This window comes from Cupriavidus sp. 2TAF22, assembly GCF_052115045.1.
In the GTDB taxonomy this organism is placed as follows: Bacteria; Pseudomonadota; Gammaproteobacteria; order Burkholderiales; family Burkholderiaceae; genus Cupriavidus.
Window position 1 is genome coordinate 125,331 of record NZ_JBFRFX010000012.1, and the last position, 17,935, is coordinate 143,265.

The following is a 17,935-nucleotide window of genomic DNA, read 5'->3' on the forward strand; positions in this document are numbered from 1 at the left end:
GGGAAGAAGGGCAGGCGCCGGGCGGCCGGGCGGCCGGGCGGCGCGCGGCCGCCCGTGCTCGTCTGCAACCGCGTCGAGTCAGAACCTGTGCCGGATACCGAGGACCGCGCCGAACTGGTTCTCGCTGCCATTGACCGTACCGAAGCCGGTGCCCCCGATCGCACCGGCACCGCCCGAGGTCACGCCTAGATTGGAGCCGTCCTTGTTCTTCGCATAGGCCAGGTTCAGATAAGCGTCGGTGCGTTTCGACAGGGTGTAGTCAGCCGATGCGACGAACAGCCACGGATCGGCACCGGTACCCTTGAAGTCCTGGTAGTAGGCTGCGCCGGTCAGCGAGAATGCCGGCGTCAGGTTGTAACCCAGGCCCAGCCAGTACAGGTTGGAAAGGTTGTTGGCTCCCAGGTTGCCCGGCAGCGTGGCGCCATCGAGCGCCTTGGCCCAGCGATAGCCTGCGTACATCTTGGCCGGTCCGAACGAGTAGGTGCTTGCCACGGTGGCGCGCCGGATCTTGGCATCCTTGAGGGCGCCGGAGGCCGCCAGGCCGGGGTTGATTTCATCGTACGCAGCACCGACCGAGAGGGGGCCCGCAGTGTAACCAACGCTTGCGCTGTACTCCTGACCGACCTTGAAGCTGCCAGGGACCTCGCCAGCGGCGCCGCCGCCAGTGTTCGAGCCGAAGCTGTACATGGCGATGGCGGTCACGCCGTTGAAGGTGCCGGCGTACTTGATCGAGTTGTCGGCGCGACTGGTAAGGCTGGCATCCTGCGCAATGATCGAATAGTTCGTCGAGATGCCCATCGGGTCATATTTCAGGCCGAATTCATAGAGTGGCGTCTGTTGGCGGCCCAGGGTCACGCCGCCATAGGGGCTTTGCACACCGACGTAGGCCTGGCGGCCGAACAAGCGCCCGCCCTGGGCCGACTTGCCGTCATCCACCGTGAAGCCGCTTTCCAGCACGAAGACCCCTTTCAGTCCGCCACCCAGGTCCTCCACGCCACGCAAGCCCCAGCGGCTGCCGGACATATTCCCGGAGGTAATTCGGGTGACGCTGTGGCTGCCCCCAGGCTGGTTGTTCTGGTACTCGATCCCCGCGTCAACGATGCCGTACAGCGTTACGGTCGACTGCGCGTATGCACCGGTAGCTGCCATGGCAGCGCCGACGGCGGCCAGCAGTTTCATCTTCATCTCGACACCCCCATTGCGAAATGACTGGAAAATCGTCGCCCGACCGCGTACGCGGATGTTCCCAATATAGGCGCAACCGTCCCCCGGCGCACAAACGCGATAGGGAATGCGAGACCGGTGCTATAAAAAAACCAGCCCGACAACCGATGCACCCGCGGCGCTCTTCCCCAGGCAATCCGGCGGGATAGCCGGTCACTGGTGATTGCGTTTCGCGTGGCCAGTTCCGTTGCCTGCGCCGATATTTATCTCTTGTGTCTGCCAATCTCTCTTGGCGGCGCGGTATTGCGAGGGGGATAGAGTTTCTGGAATTGGGCAGTCGTGATTCCCATCCCGGCCTTGTCATCGATGATCGTCATCTCCTGCCATGCCGTTGGCTTGCCTTCCAGGCCTGAGAACTCCCTCAATTGCCAGATCCGACCCGTTTGCGTGTCGAGGAGAAGGGGGCTCGCATGGCCCTGGGGACTAATGGCGATCTCGTATCGCCCAGGCCCTGCGGGCGCAGGCCTCTCGAGGGCTTCTTGCGGTCCGGTGGTTACGGCCGCTTCGCTGCTTCCCGATGCCGCAACTTTGCCGCCCCCGGGGGCGGCCGACTGCTCGCGGGCACCGCAGCCAGCTAGCAGAAGCATCGACAAGTACGATGCATGGAATGCCGCGAAGCGCATATCTTCCTCCCAGACCCGGCGGCTTTGGCCGCCATGCTATGAGAGCATAGTTGCGCTTCGGCTTCTGACCTACCTCGGGCAACTAGTCCGTTTGCAGAAATCGCCCGCCGGATACCGGGTCAACTGTTTCTGCGGCGTCCATCTTTACCTGCGTCCTGACTGCGACAGAATCCTTGCGGCAAGAGAAATGCAATTAATCCCCAATATGTCTGCCCCAGGCCGAAACCGCGGTATGGCGGCCGGGTAGATCTCTTGCGGCCTTTGTCGTTGCCGACGGAGCGATGAACGGGGCCGATCTCGCTAGTGATCTGGAAGTCTTGTACGGGAGTGATGTTGTAGTGCTCTGTGAGCCACTATCCCATTCATTCTGTCGTCAAGGCACGCACCGCTCGTTTAATCCGGCTCGCGGACGTTTAAAAATTCCGCATTTTTCTGATTATCGTAAGCGCCACATTTTTGCCGCACTCTTCTCGGAGGGAGTCGGACTGCGAAACCGTACTGCCGCTGGCAGCGAGTGAGTTCAGTGCCCAGACGTCGGTGGGCGGAGTAAAACGCAATTAATCGCCTGTTCTCGTCCATCTGTGACGATGTCGTGGCCTGCCAGGAGGACCGAGGGCTACCGAGGGTTGCCGAGGTTGCCAATTGGCCAAGCCACCAGGCATTGCGTGCATCCGTCGGCGTGCTGTCCAGGCGGAGAACCTGTCCAGGCGGAGAACGGTAGAGGGGGCGAATCTGGAGCGCGTGGCTTTGGGTGCGCCGGACGGTACGAGTTTGACGAAGCTCGTCGTCCCGAAGGCGCAGTTTCCCCACGCTCGAGCAGGCATGCCACCCATGCGGGCAAAGCCTCCCGGCACGCAGCGTGGGAGGCTGACGCCCACATGGATGCGGGCGACTCCCGGTGCTCTTTTGCGGTCATGCGCGAACCCGGCACGCCCGCGGCGGTTGTTTGCTGGCCGTTCAGTTGGCCTTGGCGGCTTTCGCTGGGTGTTGCGCCGGTCGCATTGCGCGACGGGCTTGCAGCTGCTGCGCCCATTTCGCATCGGCCTGCGATACCTGTCCCGCCTCCTGGCCCGACAGATCCACGCGCGGCGCTCCTTCCGCCAGGCAGGTCCAGTATCGGGTGCCGCGGCACCAGGTCCGGAGCGCGTCGAGCAATGCGGGCTCTGCCAGGGCGAGCTCCTCAGCGTGCTTGGTCAGGTCCTCGAAGAGGCCAACTTTCAACGGCACCTTGGGCGCGGGGTTCTTCGGAAACGCTGCCGGGAAGCGCTTTTGCAGCTTCGCGATGGCCTGCAATACCGGATCCACGGGTTTGGATCGATCCGCGGGAACCACAGCTTTGGATCGCTTGACCGGCACGGCGGGGCGTACGCGTGGTGCCTTGGCCTGCGGCGCGGACTTCGCCTGCTTCGCCAGTTGTTCTTTCAGTGCCGCCAGTTGTTCGAAACCCATCGTGCCCAGCCATAAAAAAAGTGTGCCGATTGTAGCAGGCCCACGCGTTTGGTGATGCCGCCCCTCTCTGCCGCCGAGGTCCAACGGTTCGGACTGGGTTGCCTTGAGAATATCTGGGAGGCACGCATCGGCCAGAACTCGCGTACTGCGGGTTTCTCGCAGCGGTCGGGTCTGGCCGATCCCAACCAGATCCCAAGCCGATCACCGCGGCATTCAGCCTCGCCGCGAGAATGTCGTCGCCCGGTGATGTTGCCTTCGCCTCAAGGCGCACCAACTCGGCGGCTGACAACGTGCTCAATTCAAATTGGCAATTCAGCCACGCATGCAAATTGCACCTTGTGCCGCGGCCATATCCGACCGGGCGATTGCACCAGGTGGATCGACATGCTGACTAGCAAGCTGAAGGAAGAAATCCATTTCCATTATTCAATGGTGCGGGAAAAAGTACGATCTAGACATGCTCCATCGTGATAATTAATGTACGATTCCGAGAATTGGAACCAATTGGAGAAAGGCGATGGCCACATACAAGCAGTTGCTGGCAGAGAAGGAAAAGCTCGAAGCACAACTTGTGGAAGTGCGTGCCACTGAAGTTGCCGATGTTATCGAGCAGATTCAGACCTTGATGGCCCAGTACGAATTGACCGCCGAAGACCTCGCGCCAAAACGACGTCGCGGCCGTCCTGCCTCGAGCGTGGCGCCTGCAGAAAAGATCAAGGTTTCGCTGCCGCCTAAATACCAGGACCCGAAGACCGGCGCTACCTGGACGGGTCGCGGTCGTGCACCAGCCTGGCTAGGCAAGAACCGTGACAAGTTCCTGATTCCGGAGGCGTAGTCAAGGACGCCGCCAGGCGAGGCCACGCTAACTCGCGTGGCAACTTCCGCAATCCAGGTTTGCACGCCATCGTCTGGCTATCGCCTTAAATCGGGGTGACGGGCGGCGCTGGCGACGTGCCGTTCTGTTCTACTGCTTGGAACAGAAATCATGCCGGCCAGGCGATGACCGATTTGCTCGCGGGTCGGGTATCGAATGTTTTCGAGGGCCAACACAACGACGGCGTTGGCCCCTTTGCTGGATTTCATCTGCTCGTTCGCGCCGGCAGCGATTAAAGCGCCTCTCCCTGTTTCAGGATACCTGCGGCGATGAGTGCGGCTTCCAGCCAGGACGGTCGGATCGATTTTCCCGAGCGGATGTTGTCGATGCGGGCGCGTTCCGCAGCCACCTTCTCGGCGGCCTTGTCCAGCACCGTGGCGACCATGTCGCGCTCGATCACGACAATGCCGTCGGCATCTCCGACGACGAGATCGCCTGGCTGGACGGCCACGCCGCCGCACTGGATCGGGCGATTGACGCGGCCGGGCACCAGCTTGGTCGGGCCGTTCGGATTGGTGCCGACCGAATACATCGGAAAGCCCAGTTCGCAGATTTCATCACGATCACGGGCTGCGGCGTCCAGCACGGCCGCCGCGACGCCGATGGCCTTGCACTGATTGGCCATGATTGCGCCCATCAGTGCACAGGACTGGTCTGCCTTGCCGTCCACGACGATGACATCACCGGGCTGCGCGATCGCCATTGCGGCATGGATCATCAGATTGTCACCGGGCCGGACTTCGACGGTGAGCGCCGGCCCACAGAAGCGGCTGCGGTGATCCATTGCGGTTATCCGTCCGTGCATGCCGCCGCGGCGGCCGGCGACGTCGGCCAGGATCGACGATGGAAATTGCGATGCGCGTGCAATCAGCTCAGGTGATACGCGCTTGAAATCCTGTTCGATAGCGCGTTGTGCATGTTCGTTTGCCATGATCTTCTTCCCTTCAGTTCATTGTCACGTTGGCTGCCTTGATGACATCCGACCACTTGCGCTTGTCCGTCACGAGGAATTCGCGGAACTTCTCGGGAGAGCTGCCTACGACTTCCATGCCGTCCTGTTTCAGCCGCTGCGCGATGTCGGGCTGGCGCAGCACTTGCTGGACCTCCTTCTGAAGACGGGCAACGATTGCCGCCGGCGTACCCTTGGCGGCGCATAGGCCGGTCCATGCGACGGGATCGAAGCCGTTGACACCGGATTCTGCGAAGGTCGGGACGTCGGGCAGTCCGTCGAGGCGGCGCAGGGCGGCAACGCCGAGCACGCGCAGCTTGCCGGACTTCGCGTATTGCAGCGAGCTGATCGGCTGGTCGAAGATCAGCGACACCTGGCCGCCCAGCAGGTCGGCCATGGCCTGGCCGGTGCCTTTGTACGGTACGTGCACGATGTCGATGCCGGTCCGCAGCTTGAGCATCTCGCCGGCAAGGTGCCCGGCAGTGCCGTTGCCGGACGATGCGTAGTTGAGCTTGCCGGGATTGGCCTTGGCGTAGGCAATCAGTTCCTTGACGTTATGGATCGGCAGCGACGCGTTGACCAGCGCGACGTAAGGCGTATTGGCGATCAGCGAGACCGGCACGATGTCGGTCTGGGAGTCGTACGTCATCTTCTGGAGCAACGGCTGGATCGACAGCATGCCCGTGGTGCAGATCATGAGCGTATGGCCATCGGCGGGTGCCTTGAGCATGACGTCCGCGGCGATGTTCCCGCCGGCGCCGGGCCGGTTGTCGATCAGGACCTGCTTGCCCAGCGCGTCGGCCAGTTTCGGGGCGATGATGCGGGCCACGATGTCGTTGGAGCCGCCCGGCGAGAAACCGACGAGAATCCGGACCGGCCGGGACGGATAGGCCTCCTCGGCGTGTGCGGGCAGACAAGCCGCCAGCGTCAGGCCGGCAGCAAGAACTTGAAGGAAGCGCGAAGGGAGCGAACGCTTTGGCAGGCTACGCATGATGGATGAGGGCGTGTGGTAGTGGTAGGCAAGGACAATGTGGATCCGTATCGGATCTCTGGGAATACGGTGTCGGGCTATGGCCGGATCAACGCCTGGGCCGCGGCCGCGATACGTCGCGCTCCTTCGGCAAGCACGTCCATGCTTGTTGCGAAGGAGAGCCTGAAATGGGTGTCGACGCCGTATGCGGAGCCCTGCAGCATGGCGATGTTGGCCGACTCCAGCGCCCATGCGGTCCAGTCATCGCTGGTGCGAATCTCGCGGCCATCGGGTGTGCGGGAGCCAAAGAGCTGGTGGCACGATGCAAAGAGGTAGAAGGCCCCGGCGGGCGCTTTGCATTCGATGCCGTCGATCTTGTCGAGGGCATCGACCAGGAAATCCCGACGCTGCCGATAAACCTCGCGGTTCGCAGCGATGAAGTCTTGCGGGCCGTCGAGTGCCGCGAGAGCCGCGGCCTGCGCAATGGCGTTGGCGCCGGAAGTACTCTGCGATTGCAGCTTGACCATGGCCTTGATCAGCGCGGCCGGCCCGCCTGCGTATCCGATGCGCCATCCTGTCATGGCATAGGCCTTGGATACGCCGTTGATGGTCAGCGTCCGGTCGGCGAGCTGCGGCGCCGCCTGCGCCATGGATACGAATCCGGTGCCGTTGTACATCAGGTGCTCGTAGATGTCGTCGGTCATGATCCAGACATGGGGGTGGCGCTCGAGCACCTCTGCCAGCGCGACCAGTTCGTCGCGGGTATAGGCGGCGCCGCTAGGATTGTTCGGCGAATTCAGGATAAGCCAGCGCGTACGCGGTGTGATGGCGCGCTCAAGTTCTTCAGGCATCAGCTTGAAATCGTGCTCCGGCTCGCAGGCCGCGTACACGGGCGTGCCACCGGCAAACATCGTGATGTCCGGGTACGACACCCAGTACGGCGCGGGCACGATGACCTCATCGCCGCGCTGGATCGTGCAAAGGATGGCGTTGAAGATCACCTGCTTGGCGCCGGTGCTGACGATGATTTCATTCTGCTGGTAGTGCAGATTGTTTTCGCGCGCGAACTTGCGTGCCACGGCCTCGCGCAATGGCACCGTGCCGCCGACATCGGTATATCCCGTCTTGCCGGTGTTCATGGCTTGCCATGCCGCCTCGCGGATATGAGCCGGCGTGGCGAAGTCTGGCTCGCCGGCCGTCAGGCCGATGACATCGCGGCCGGCAGACCGGAGTTCCCTGACCCGTTGGCCCGCCATCGAGCTCGGAGATGGTTTGATGCGGTTGAGGCGATCGGAGAGTGTCAGCATGGATGTCCGGCTAGGGGTGATTGGGCTTGAAAGAAGTATCCAGCCTTGTCCGGCACGCCACAAACGAGTAATCGGCCACCCCAGCCATTCCATTTTTTCGTATAGTGCTGCTTCGTGGTGCGAGCGGAAAGCAGATGGAGCGGGGTAGATCAATGTGAATGTGACTTTAAAGCAGCTTGAAGCCTTCTATTTCAGCGTCTCGCATGAATCGTTCACCTCGGCGGCGGCAAAACTCAATACGACGCAGTCCGCGGTCTCGAAGCGGGTAATCGAACTCGAGCAGGCACTAGGCGTTCAGCTGGTGCATCGCATGCCCAAGGGGCTGGTCCCAACGCAATCCGGTACACGGCTGCTCCCGCTCGCGGAGGAGGCCATGCACCTCAAAGGGCGAATTGCCAGCGAGATCGGTCTGGACGACGATATCAAGGGTACCTTTCGCATCGGGGTCACCGAACTCGTGGCGCTGACATGGCTGACAAAGCTGCTGCGCGAACTCAAGGCTCAGCATCCGGCATTGCACGTCGAGCTGGTCGTCGATGCGGGCATGAACCTGTTTGGTGCGCTGGAGGCCAATACGATCGATCTGGCCATCCTGCCCGGGACCTTCTGGGGCGACGCCTACAAGTGCGTCGAGGTGGGCCGGGTGGAGGATTTGTGGATGGCCAGCCCGAAGCTGGACTTGCCCGACCGCCCCCTGAAACCCGCGGAATTTTCCGACTACCCTGTGCTGGAGCAGTCGGCGGGGTCAGCCAAGAATGCTTTCTACGGCGCGTGGCTCCATGAGCACGGTTTCCGCTTCAAGAAGGTGTTCTCGACAAATAGCCTGACGGTGCTGCGCGAGCTTGCCATCGAAGGGCTCGGCATCAGTCAGCTGGCCGTCGATTACTTCGCGCCGGACATCGAAGCCGGCCTGCTGCGTATTGTCCGTACCGATCCAATGCCGCCTGCGCTCGTGTATTCGGCCGTCTATCGCCAAGCCAGCTTTTCCAGGGCTCTGGATTTCATTGCGCAGACCTCCGCACGCGTATGCAGCTTCGTTCGCGGTCCATACGACCTGTCCAGCCGTTGAGCGGGCACACCTGGCTGTCGAGGGACGGCGCTAAACGGCCTGGGACGTTCGTTGCCAGGGCCAAGACTGCGGAACGGACAGGGCTGGAGGCCTACCTGGCCGCGAGCTCGGCAAGGCGTCGCACAGTTTCCTCGGCGCGCAGGGAGGCTTCGTAGGCCGATCTGCCGATGCTCTCGTTCCATTCACCGCCGGCAATCGCATCGATGTGCCGCTTCATGGAGCGAACGGCGTCCCGGTCGCAATCCCCGATGTTCCCTGCATACGTGTCGATGACGTCGGGGAGGTCCTCGCGGCGCACAAGGTCGGTGAGAAAGCCGATCCGGAGCAATTCCTCGCTTTCGAGCGTCATGGAAGTCAGGAAGATTTTCTTGGCTGCGGGAGAGCCCAGGCGCGAAACGAAGCGCCGCAGACCCCCTGGGTAGTAGTGCAGTCCAAACTTCGCGGCGGGCATGAACAGCTTGCAACCGTGAACGCCGACACGGAAATCGCAAGCCAAGGCGAGGTCCGTGCCGCCACCGTAGGCGCTGCCGTTCATCGCGCATAACGTCGGGAGCTCGAGGTTTTCCAGGGCGTCGATCATGTCTTCGAGCGACCGGTCCAGGCGCGTGCCGATCTGGCTCAGCGTATAGCCCGAGCAGAAGGTTTTCTCGCCTTCGCCCGTCAGCACGAGCAGCCGCAAGGCCGGGTCGCACCTCACTTGTTCCACGAACCGCAGCAGGATCCCGATATCGTCTGGGTCAAGCCGGTTGTGCTCGGCAGGGCGTCGGAGTGTGATCGTCGCCGTCGCGCCGGCGATTTCAAGGGTAGGCTTTGCGGATGTCATGGCTTGGGGTCGTGGCCGTGTTGCAGGATGATGCCTTCGCGCGCCAGTGCTTCCAGGTCAGGCGTGATGAATCCATGCTCCCGAAGGACATCGAACGTGTGCTCGCCGAGCAAGGGCGGCGCGCGCCGAATGGATTCCCCATGGCGGCCGTCGAAGGCGATCGGGCTGCCGACTTGGCGGATAGAACCCAGCTCCRCATGCTGGACTTGCTCCACCAGCCGCGAGTGAATGACCTGTTCGTCAGCGAAGACATCCGCAACGTTGTAGATCGGCCCAGCCGGAATATCGGCCGCCAGCAGTCGTTCCGTCCACTCCTTGCGGCTGTGCGCCTTCAACCTGGCCTCGATGATCTCCTTGAGCTCGGCGCGCCGCTCGATCCGCGCTGCATTCGTCGCGTAGCGCGGATCATCGATGAGCTCTCGGAGTTCAAGCACCTCGCACAGGCGCCGCCACATCTCGGCTGTCGCCGGTGCGATGTTCAATGGCCCATCCGCGGTCTGGAACACGCCGTACGGCGCAATCACAGGGTGCGTATTGCCGGCGAGACCGGGAATCTCCCCCAGACTCAGGTAACGCTGGGCCTGGACGCTCATGAGCCCGACGAGTCCTGCCAGCAGTGATGTCTCCACCCGGCGGCCTCGCCCTGTCGCATGGCGCTGTGCTACGGCAGCAAGGATGCCGATGACACACCACATCCCGGCAGTCTGGTCACCGATCGCCACACCCACCCTGACCGGTCCCGATTCCGGCATGCCCGTCACGCTCATGAGTCCCGAGTACCCCTGCGCAATCTGGTCGAACCCTGGACGTTGACTCGCCGGCCCCGACCGGCCGAAGCCGGTGACGCTCGCATAGATGAGCCGTGGGTTCGCTTCGGCAAGCGCTTCGTACCCAAGACCCATGGATTCCATGGCGCCGGCACGAAAGTTCTCCACGATCACGTCGTACTGGCCGGCGAGATCGCGCAGCAGGTCAAGCGCGCGGGGATCGCGGAAGTTGATGGCGATCCCGCGCTTGTTGCGGTTGCCGCTCAGGTAGTAAGCGCTGGTGCCGCGGTCGAAAGGCCCCCAATGGCGGATCATGTCGCCGCCCGCGGGCTCGACCTTGATCACGTCGGCGCCCAGGTCGCCCAGGACCATCGTGCAGAAGGGGCCGGCAAGCGCCCTGGTGAGATCCAGGACGCGAATCCCCGAAAGCGGCAAGGAAGTTGGGTCGGTCATGCTTTCTCCACTTGTAAGATCGCATGTCCCACTCTATATTGCATACAACGGAAATGCAACCGTTGTGCAATAAAGGAGAATCATGCGCAAGCCCAACATTCTTTTCGTCATGGCCGACCAACTCTCGGCGCCGGTTTTACCCTTCCATGGCAACACCGCCGTGAAGGCGCCTCACCTCCAGGCGCTCGCCGAACGGTCCGCAGTCTTTGACAACGCCTACTGCAACTTCCCCTTGTGCGCGCCTGCCAGGTTCTCGCTGCTTGCAGGCCAGTTCGCCACGCGCATCGGCGCGTTCGACAATGCGTGCGAGTTCCAGGCCGCCACGCCCACGCTGCCTTATTACCTCGCGCAGCAGGGCTACAAGACCATCCTCGGCGGCAAGATGCACTTCGTGGGCCCTGACCAGAAGCACGGCTTCCAGGAGCGCCTTACAACCGATATCTACCCGGCTGACTTCGGCTGGGCAGCGGACTGGGCGGAGGGCGAGTTCAGCTTCTATTCACCTGGACACAACCTGACCACCGTGGACGAGAGCGGCTCTTGCTTCCGCAGCCTGCAACTCGATTACGACGAGGAGGTCGAGGCGAAGGCGATCCAGCGCCTGTACGACCTCGCGAGGGAGGACGAGCAACCGTTCTTCATGTGCGTTTCCTATACGCACCCCCATCCGCCTTATCACATCCTTCCCGAATACCTGGATCGTTACTCGCCGGAGGAGATCAACCTGCCCGTTGTCGGCGACATGCCGATGCAGGCGCGCGACAAGCTCAGCCAGTGGGTGCAGTATTCCCACGGGCTGGACAAGCAAGGGGCCACCGACGAGCAAGTGCGGCGTGCGCGCCACGCCTACTATGCGATGGTGAGCTATGTCGACGACAAAGTGGGCCGCCTGCTGGAGACGCTCAAGCGCGCGGGCTTCGAGGACAACACCATCGTCGTGTTCACGTCCGATCACGGTGACATGCTGGGCGAACGCGGCATGTGGTTCAAGCGCGTGTTCTTCGACTGGTCGGCCAAGGTTCCGCTGCTCGTCTATGACCCGCGCAAGCGCGAACCCCGGCGCATCGCGGAGCCGGTTTCTCACGTGGACCTGCTCCCCACATTGCTGGATCTTGCGATGGATGGGCAAACGCCGGCCTGGGTCGAGCCGGTTGATGGTCGCAGCCTCGTGCCGCTGCTCGCGACAGGCGATGACGACGGCGAGGCGGAAGCGTTCGTCGAGTACACCGCCGAGGGCGTCACTGGTCCATGCTGCATGCTGCGGCGTGGCCGATACAAGTATGTGTACACCCATGGCCATCCAGACCTGCTTTTCGACATGGAGGCCGACCCGAACGAGCTGGCGAACATCGCGCAAGAACAGCCGCAGGTACTTGCCGAGTTGAAGGCACGCGTGCTCTCCCGGTGGGATCCGGCCGCAATCACGCAGCAGGTGCTTGCCAGCCAGGCGCGCCGCAAGTTTATCAACTCGCTGCCCGAGGGCATTCAGCCTACCTGGGACTACCAGGCGGGCACGGACGACACACGCCGCTTTGTGCGCCGGGGCAGCGCGCGCGTGATCAAGGTAAAAAAGCGCTGGCCGGCCGTGGCGTCCGCCGCTAAGTGAACGGAGGCCGATGATGACTCAGAACAAGCTCACGGCGGACATCGATCCGCACCGTCTGGCTCGCGCGATAAGCGGCTACAACCTGATCGGCGGGGACCTGGTGAGGGCCCGTTCGGGAGATACGTTCCCGGTAGTCAACCCTGCAACCGGACGCGAGATCGGATACGCGGCGCAAAGCGACGCAAGCGACGTCGAACGAGCAGCGAATGCGGCGGCCCAGGCGCAGCCCGCCTGGGCTGCAATGCCGGCGCGCAAGCGTGGCGCCCTGCTGGCCGACTGCTCGCGCCTGATTGCAGAGCACGTGGAGGAACTAGGTCGGCTGGTGGCTCTGGAGACCGGCAAGGCACTGCGCACCGAGAGCCGGGTCGAAGCGTCTGTCGTTGCCGACGCGTTGCAGTTCTATGGCGGCCTGGCCTCGGAACTCAAGGGCGAAAGCGTGCCGTTCAGCCCGGACATGCTGACCGTCACGCAGCGCGAACCGATTGGGGTGGTGGGCGTCATCATTCCCTGGAACGCCCCCATGATGCTGATGGCGCTGAAGATCGCCCCGGCGCTGGTGGCCGGCAACACGGTTGTCGTGAAATCGGCCGAAGAGGCGCCACTGGCAGTCTTGAGGCTCTGCCAGATCCTCAGCCAGGCGCTGCCCCCGGGGGTGCTGAACATCGTCTCGGGCTTCGGGCCCGAATGCGGAGCACCGCTGGTCGCGCACCCCGCGGTCGGCAAGGTGACGTTCACCGGCTCCGTCGAAACGGGGCGAATCGTGGCACGCACGGCTGGAGAGAAGCTCATCCCCGTCACGCTCGAGCTCGGCGGCAAGAGCCCCATGATCGTGATGGAGGACGCCGACATCGCGAAGGCCGTCGCCGGCGCGGTGAGCGGCATGCGCTTCACCCGCCAGGGACAGAGCTGCACGGCCGCCAGCCGAATCTTCGTGCAGGACAAGGTGCACGATGAGTTCGTCGCCATGCTCAAGGCGCGCGTTGACACGCTGAAGATGGGCGATCCCCTGGATGAAGCGACGGACATCGGCACCGTTATCTCGCGCGCCCAGCTCGACAAGGTTCTCGGCTACATCGAAAGCGGTCGAGCCGAGCCTCGTGCCCGCGCGCTCGAATGCTCCCAATTGCCTGCAGACGAGTCGCTTCGGCAGGGGCTGTTCATCAGGCCGGTCATCTTTACCGGCTTGGGCAACGCGTCCCGGCTGGCACGCGAGGAAATCTTCGGGCCCGTGACGTGCGTGATCCGCTTCTCAAGTTACGAAGAAGCCGTGGCGCAAGCCAACGACAGCGACTATGGACTGGCTGCAACCATCTGGACGCAGAACCTGAAGACCGCGCTGGATGCCACCCGGCGCCTGCAGGCAGGCTTCGTGCAGGTGAACCAGAACATCGTGGTCCAGCCGGGATTGTCCTATGGGGGCGTGAAGCAATCCGGCCTTGGCCGCGAGGCGTCGCTGGAGGCAATGCTGGACCACTTCACGCACAAGAAGACCGTGATCTTCAACATGAACTGAGCTGCGCTCGGTACGAGGAGACAAGAATGGCTGCGATCGGTTTCATTGGATTGGGCAATATGGGATTTCCCATGGCGTGCCGGCTGAAGGAGGCAGGGCATGACGTTCGCTGTTTCGATCTCGACGCGGGCTCGATGGAGCGCGCATTGCATGCGGGCCTCCGGCCGCGGGCTTCGGTCGAGGAAACGGTATCCGGGGCGGAGGTCGTCATCACCATGCTGCCCAGCGGCCGGCATGTGCTGGATGTGCTCACGGCAGACACCCTGCCGCTCGCACCTGAAGCGCTTGTGATCGATTGCTCGACGATCGATGTCGCGTCCTGCGCTGTCTTCCACGAAACGCTGCGCAAGAAGGGGCTTGTCACGCTTGACGCTCCCGTTTCCGGCGGCGTAGGCGGCGCGGCGGCGGGGACACTCACGTTCATGGTCGGAGGCACGGAAGCAGCCTTCGCGCGTGCCCTCGGACTGCTGCGCGCGATGGGCAAGAACATTTTCCATGCAGGCGCGGCGGGCGCCGGCCAGGCGGCGAAGATCTGCAACAACATGCTGGCGGGCATTTCCATGGTGGCCGTCTCCGAGGCCCTGCATCTGGCCAAGCGACTGGGGCTGGATCCACGCAGGTTCCACGAAATTGCCTCGGCGTCTTCGGGCCAGTGCTGGGCGCTCACGAGCTATGCGCCTGAGCCCGGCCTGGTGCCATCCGCGCCGGCCAACCGGGATTACGAAGGCGGCTTCGCTTCCGAGCTGATGTTGAAGGACTTGCGGCTGGCGGAGCAGGCTGCGGTTGCCAGCCAGTCGCCGGCATTGCTGGGTGCGGCGGCCGCCTCGGTCTACGCCATGCACTGTGCCGCCGGGCGTGGCCGGCTCGACTTTTCCTCCATCATCAAGATGCTCGGCGCGTAAGCTGCCCGTAGCCAAATCAAGAAGCAAGGAGACCAACCATGGCAATCGTCCGAAGCATCGTCCGGCTGGCTGTCGTTGCCGTTCTGTTCGTCAGCGGCGCAGCCTTCGCGCAGAAGGAAACGGGGAAATTGATTGTGGGCTATCCCTCGGGCCAATCTGTCGACGTGGTCGCCCGGATCCTGGCCAACCGCCTCGGTCCGGCGATCGGGCGATTGCTGATCGTGGAGAATATGCCGGGGCAGTCCGGCAGCCTGGCGCTGGCGGCGGTTGCGCGCATGCCCGCCGACGGCAGCGTGATGACGCTGTCGGCCTCGGCGGCTCTGGCTGGCAATCCTTTCCTGTATCGGAACCTGCGTTACGACACGGCCAGGGATTTCGAGCCGATCGGCCTGGTCTACGATGCGCCGCTCCTGCTGATGGTCAATAGCGCGCTTCCCATCCACTCTGTGAAGGAGCTGGTTGCCTACGCGAAGGCGAACGCGGGAAAGGTCAACTATTCCTCCCCAGGTAACGGTTCGGTGTCCCATCTGGCGATGTCGGAGCTCATGCGGCGAACCGGCATGGAAATGACGCACGTCCCCTATGCCGGTTCTGCCAAGTCGCTGACCGACCTTGCCGCGGGTGAGGTGCAGGTTGCCTTCGATGCCTTTGCGGGCGCGCAGCCCTTCCTCGCCAATGGCAAGGTGCGTGCGATTGCGGTGAGTTCCCGGGAGCGCCTGACCGCACTGCCGTCCGTACCGACAGTCGCCGAGAGCGGCATGGGCATGGAAGACTTCGACGTGGTCCCGTGGGTGGGTCTGCTCGCGCCCGCGGGCACCCCGAAACCTGTCGTGGACAAGGTGAGCGCAGAACTCGCCAGGATTGTCCAGTCTCCCGAACTGTCCCAGCGGATCGCCGCCCTGGGTGGCCGCCCCCGCAGCAGTACCGCGGCGGAATTCAGGACCTTCATGCATGGCGAGATGGGGCGGTGGGCGGCCGTCGTCAAGGCGTCCGGCGCCCGCCTGGAGTGATGCAATGATTGCTATCGGCTCTGCCACGCTCGCTCGTGACACGCGGCACCACCGGGTCTTGGAGAACGGCTTCAGCTTCCATCGCAGTGAGTGGATGCAGGCCGGATCCGACCCGTGCCTGTCTCCCACCATATTCCTGGTGGAGCAGCCTGCGCATTCGGTGCTGCCTGCGCACTTTCATACACAGAATCAATTCCAGGTCTTCCAGCAAGGATCGGGATCCCTGGGGTCTCGTGCGGTCGGGCCCGGCTCCGTCCACTACGCCGGCGCATTCACAGGGTATGGGCCCTTGGTGGCGGGGCCGCAGGGGCTGAGTTACTTCACGATCCGCGCGGCGTTCGAAACCGGCGCGAACTTTCTTCCGCTTGCGCGCGACAAGCTGCGCCGCGGACCGAAGCGGAACGCGCACGGGCCAGTACATGAACCCCGAACGATCGGGCAGCTCCGGGCACTGAAGGCCCCGCTGCGTGCCGAACTGATTGGCGCCGATGGAAGCGAACCCGAGGCCTATGCATTGCAGCTTCCGCCGTTTTCGGAAGTGAGCGTCCCGGCCGCCCGTGGCTCGGGGCAGTTCCAGCTCGTCCTTGCGGGTGAGCTGAGCGCACCGGAAAGCCGGTTGCAGGAGTGGGAGAGCCGGTTCATCTCGGCGGGTGAGCACGGCGGTGCCTGCCGTGCCGGCCCGGACGGCCTTCACCTCCTCATATTGCAGATGCCGGCCATGGCTGCGGAGTACCTGGCTCTGCGTTGAAGCACCTCACAGACTCCTGTATAAAGTCCTCATGAGTGAACCAAAATCAAACGCATTGCGTAAACGCGATCCCCAGCCGCTGTCCGTGGAGCAGGTCTGCGAGCGGATTCGCTCCGGCATCCTGCGCGGAGACCTGCGGCCAGGCGCAAAGCTGACAGAGCAGGATCTTGCCGCGGAATTCGAAGTGAGCCGCACGCCCGTCCGGGAGGCCATCCGCCAACTGGAGACCGAGCGACTCGTCAGCCGGACGCCGTTCGTAGGTGTCACGGTGAGGCAGCTGACTCCGGAAGATGTGCTTGAGTTGCTGGACATCCGCGAGGTGCTCGAGGGTCTGGTGGCACGTCTGGCGACGCGGCATATGGATGCCGCGCACCTGCAGACGCTGAAGAAGTCGCTCCAGCAACTGACTGCCTGCGCGAAGAAGGGAGATGTCGCCGGCTATCTTGACCACGCGCTGGCGTTTCGCCGTGTGCTCGTCGAATGCTGCCGCAGCGACACGCTGGCTGAGTACGTCCTCGCCATCGAGAATCAGTTGCGCCTGATGGGCAATCGAACCGCCGTGCTGCCGGGCCGCATGGAAGCCGCGATCGAGGAACACGAGAAGCTGCTGGATGCCATCAGGCGCGGCGATGGCGCTGCGGCGGAGCAGCTAAACCGGGAGCGCATCCAGCACATCCGCGATGCGGTTGCGAAGTCGATCAGTTTCTCTATCCTCTAGATCCTTAGATCCTTAGATCCGTAGATCCTTAGGATCCAGGCCGCGGCCTGCGGCCGCCAAGGCCGGCTCTCAAGTGCGGTACGAGGTACCTCGCTCCCGTTCGAGCTTGCGCAAGAGGCCAGGCCATTCCACCTTGCCAACCTCCAGGAAGCCGCCGGGACCGAGCATCTTGCGCCCCTGAGCGCGGGTGTGCCGGATGGTGGCCTCGGACAGTTCGTGAAGGGCCACGCCACCGGCCTGGCCATCGATCTGGTACTGGCATGCCGTCTCCAGGCGCAGCATCCAGCAGAACGCCTCTCCCACACTGCGGCCAACCGTGAGCGCACCGTGGTTGCGCAGGATCAGAACGCGACCTTCCGGGCCGAGGTCGCGCACCAGCCGCTGCCGTTCGTCCTCATCCAGCGCTGCGCCCTCGTAGTCGTGGTAGCCGAGCAAGTCCAGCATGACGCAGGCCTTCTGGCTGAGCGGCCGCAGCCCCATGGCCTGCATCGCGACAGCGTTGTTGGCGCGCGTGTGGCTGTGCATGACGCATTGCAGATCAGACTGCGACATGTGAATGGCGCTGTGGATGATGAAGCCGGCGGGATTGAGCAATGACGGATCGCCCTTCACGACGCGGCCGGCCAGGTCCACCTTGAGCAGGGCCGAAGCCGTCATCTCGTCGAACAGCGTGCCCAGCGGGTTGACCAGGAAATGGTGTTCGGGCCCGGGCAGCATGACCGAGATGTGCGTCGACGCGAGGTCAGACATTCCGTACAGGTCGGTGAGCTGATAGCACGCGGCGAGGTCGCAGCGCAGCTGCCACTCGGCCGGATCCATGCCGTCGGGCATTGCCGGGGAAGAAAGCTGCTCGGTATCGCTTCTCATGTCTTTGTCTCCTTGCTATTGCTGTTGCTGTTGCTGTTGCTATTGGTGGTCTGCGCGCCGCCA

16 protein-coding genes are annotated in these 17,935 nt (G+C 63.3%); 8 read left to right on the forward strand and 8 right to left on the reverse strand.

Annotated elements, in window-relative coordinates; translation table 11 throughout:
• Positions 1-78: 78 nt before the first annotated feature.
• Both AB4Z48_RS16210 and AB4Z48_RS16215 read right to left on the reverse strand, forming a co-directional pair.
• Positions 79-1,185 carry a porin gene (locus AB4Z48_RS16210; protein ID WP_441615643.1) on the reverse strand — a complete coding sequence of 369 codons (1,107 nt, stop codon included), beginning with the start codon at positions 1,183-1,185 and terminating at the stop codon, positions 79-81.
• A 1,619-nt stretch (positions 1,186-2,804) separates the two neighbouring features.
• Positions 2,805-3,296 (reverse strand): ProQ/FinO family protein, encoded by a 492-nt coding sequence (locus AB4Z48_RS16215; protein ID WP_441615645.1) that lies wholly within the window; start codon positions 3,294-3,296, stop codon positions 2,805-2,807.
• Positions 3,297-3,813: 517 nt separating this feature from the next.
• Here AB4Z48_RS16215 and AB4Z48_RS16220 point away from each other — a divergent pair.
• On the forward strand, positions 3,814-4,131 hold the full coding sequence (locus AB4Z48_RS16220; RefSeq protein ID WP_441615647.1) for an H-NS histone family protein: 318 nt from the start codon (positions 3,814-3,816) through the stop codon (positions 4,129-4,131).
• Between the two features lie 271 nt (positions 4,132-4,402).
• On the opposite strand, the gene AB4Z48_RS16225 is transcribed toward AB4Z48_RS16220, so the two are convergent.
• The 3 genes from AB4Z48_RS16225 to AB4Z48_RS16235 form a co-directional block, all read right to left on the reverse strand.
• The gene (locus tag AB4Z48_RS16225; RefSeq protein WP_441615649.1) at positions 4,403-5,101 is read right to left on the reverse strand and encodes an RraA family protein; all 699 of its coding nucleotides are present in this window, start codon (positions 5,099-5,101) and stop codon (positions 4,403-4,405) included.
• A 13-nt stretch (positions 5,102-5,114) separates the two neighbouring features.
• The gene (locus AB4Z48_RS16230; RefSeq protein ID WP_441615651.1) at positions 5,115-6,110 is read right to left on the reverse strand and encodes a Bug family tripartite tricarboxylate transporter substrate binding protein; all 996 of its coding nucleotides are present in this window, start codon (positions 6,108-6,110) and stop codon (positions 5,115-5,117) included.
• Between the two features lie 77 nt (positions 6,111-6,187).
• Complete coding sequence (locus AB4Z48_RS16235) at positions 6,188-7,396, reverse strand: pyridoxal phosphate-dependent aminotransferase (RefSeq protein WP_441615746.1); 1,209 nt, start codon at positions 7,394-7,396, stop codon at positions 6,188-6,190.
• Between the two features lie 154 nt (positions 7,397-7,550).
• Between AB4Z48_RS16235 and AB4Z48_RS16240 the strand changes: the two genes are divergently transcribed.
• Complete coding sequence (locus tag AB4Z48_RS16240; protein ID WP_441615653.1) at positions 7,551-8,465, forward strand: LysR family transcriptional regulator; 915 nt, start codon at positions 7,551-7,553, stop codon at positions 8,463-8,465.
• Between the two features lie 91 nt (positions 8,466-8,556).
• On the opposite strand, the gene AB4Z48_RS16245 is transcribed toward AB4Z48_RS16240, so the two are convergent.
• On the reverse strand, positions 8,557-9,288 hold the full coding sequence (locus AB4Z48_RS16245) for an enoyl-CoA hydratase/isomerase family protein (protein ID WP_441615655.1): 732 nt from the start codon (positions 9,286-9,288) through the stop codon (positions 8,557-8,559).
• The gene (locus AB4Z48_RS16250; RefSeq protein ID WP_441615657.1) at positions 9,285-10,508 is read right to left on the reverse strand and encodes a CaiB/BaiF CoA transferase family protein; all 1,224 of its coding nucleotides are present in this window, start codon (positions 10,506-10,508) and stop codon (positions 9,285-9,287) included. Before AB4Z48_RS16250 ends, AB4Z48_RS16245 begins: the two co-directional genes overlap by 4 nt.
• Positions 10,509-10,590: 82 nt before the next feature.
• Between AB4Z48_RS16250 and betC the strand changes: the two genes are divergently transcribed.
• Genes betC through AB4Z48_RS16280 form a run of 6 tightly spaced genes read left to right on the forward strand, consistent with a single transcriptional unit; the run spans position 10,591 to position 17,005 of the window.
• Positions 10,591-12,114, forward strand: a complete 1,524-nt coding sequence (gene betC / locus AB4Z48_RS16255) for a choline-sulfatase (protein ID WP_441615658.1) — start codon at positions 10,591-10,593, stop codon at positions 12,112-12,114.
• A gap of 10 nt (positions 12,115-12,124) precedes the next feature.
• Positions 12,125-13,627 (forward strand): aldehyde dehydrogenase family protein, encoded by a 1,503-nt coding sequence (locus AB4Z48_RS16260; RefSeq protein ID WP_441615660.1) that lies wholly within the window; start codon positions 12,125-12,127, stop codon positions 13,625-13,627.
• Between the two features lie 26 nt (positions 13,628-13,653).
• Positions 13,654-14,529: a 3-hydroxyisobutyrate dehydrogenase gene (mmsB, locus tag AB4Z48_RS16265; RefSeq protein ID WP_441615662.1), complete on the forward strand. Its 876-nt coding sequence runs from the start codon at positions 13,654-13,656 to the stop codon at positions 14,527-14,529.
• 38 nt (positions 14,530-14,567) lie between these two features.
• Positions 14,568-15,539, forward strand: a complete 972-nt coding sequence (locus AB4Z48_RS16270; protein WP_441615664.1) for a Bug family tripartite tricarboxylate transporter substrate binding protein — start codon at positions 14,568-14,570, stop codon at positions 15,537-15,539.
• Positions 15,540-15,543: 4 nt separating this feature from the next.
• A complete protein-coding gene (locus AB4Z48_RS16275; protein ID WP_441615666.1) occupies positions 15,544-16,287 on the forward strand; it encodes a hypothetical protein in 744 nt (247 codons plus the stop codon).
• A gap of 31 nt (positions 16,288-16,318) precedes the next feature.
• Entirely contained in the window at positions 16,319-17,005 is a 687-nt protein-coding gene (locus tag AB4Z48_RS16280) for a GntR family transcriptional regulator (protein WP_441615668.1), read from the forward strand.
• A 69-nt stretch (positions 17,006-17,074) separates the two neighbouring features.
• Here the strand turns inward: AB4Z48_RS16280 and AB4Z48_RS16285 are convergent, their stop codons facing one another.
• Positions 17,075-17,872, reverse strand: coding sequence for a class II aldolase/adducin family protein (locus tag AB4Z48_RS16285; protein ID WP_441615669.1), 798 nt, complete (start codon positions 17,870-17,872; stop codon positions 17,075-17,077).
• Between the last annotated feature and the right edge of the window lie 63 nt (positions 17,873-17,935).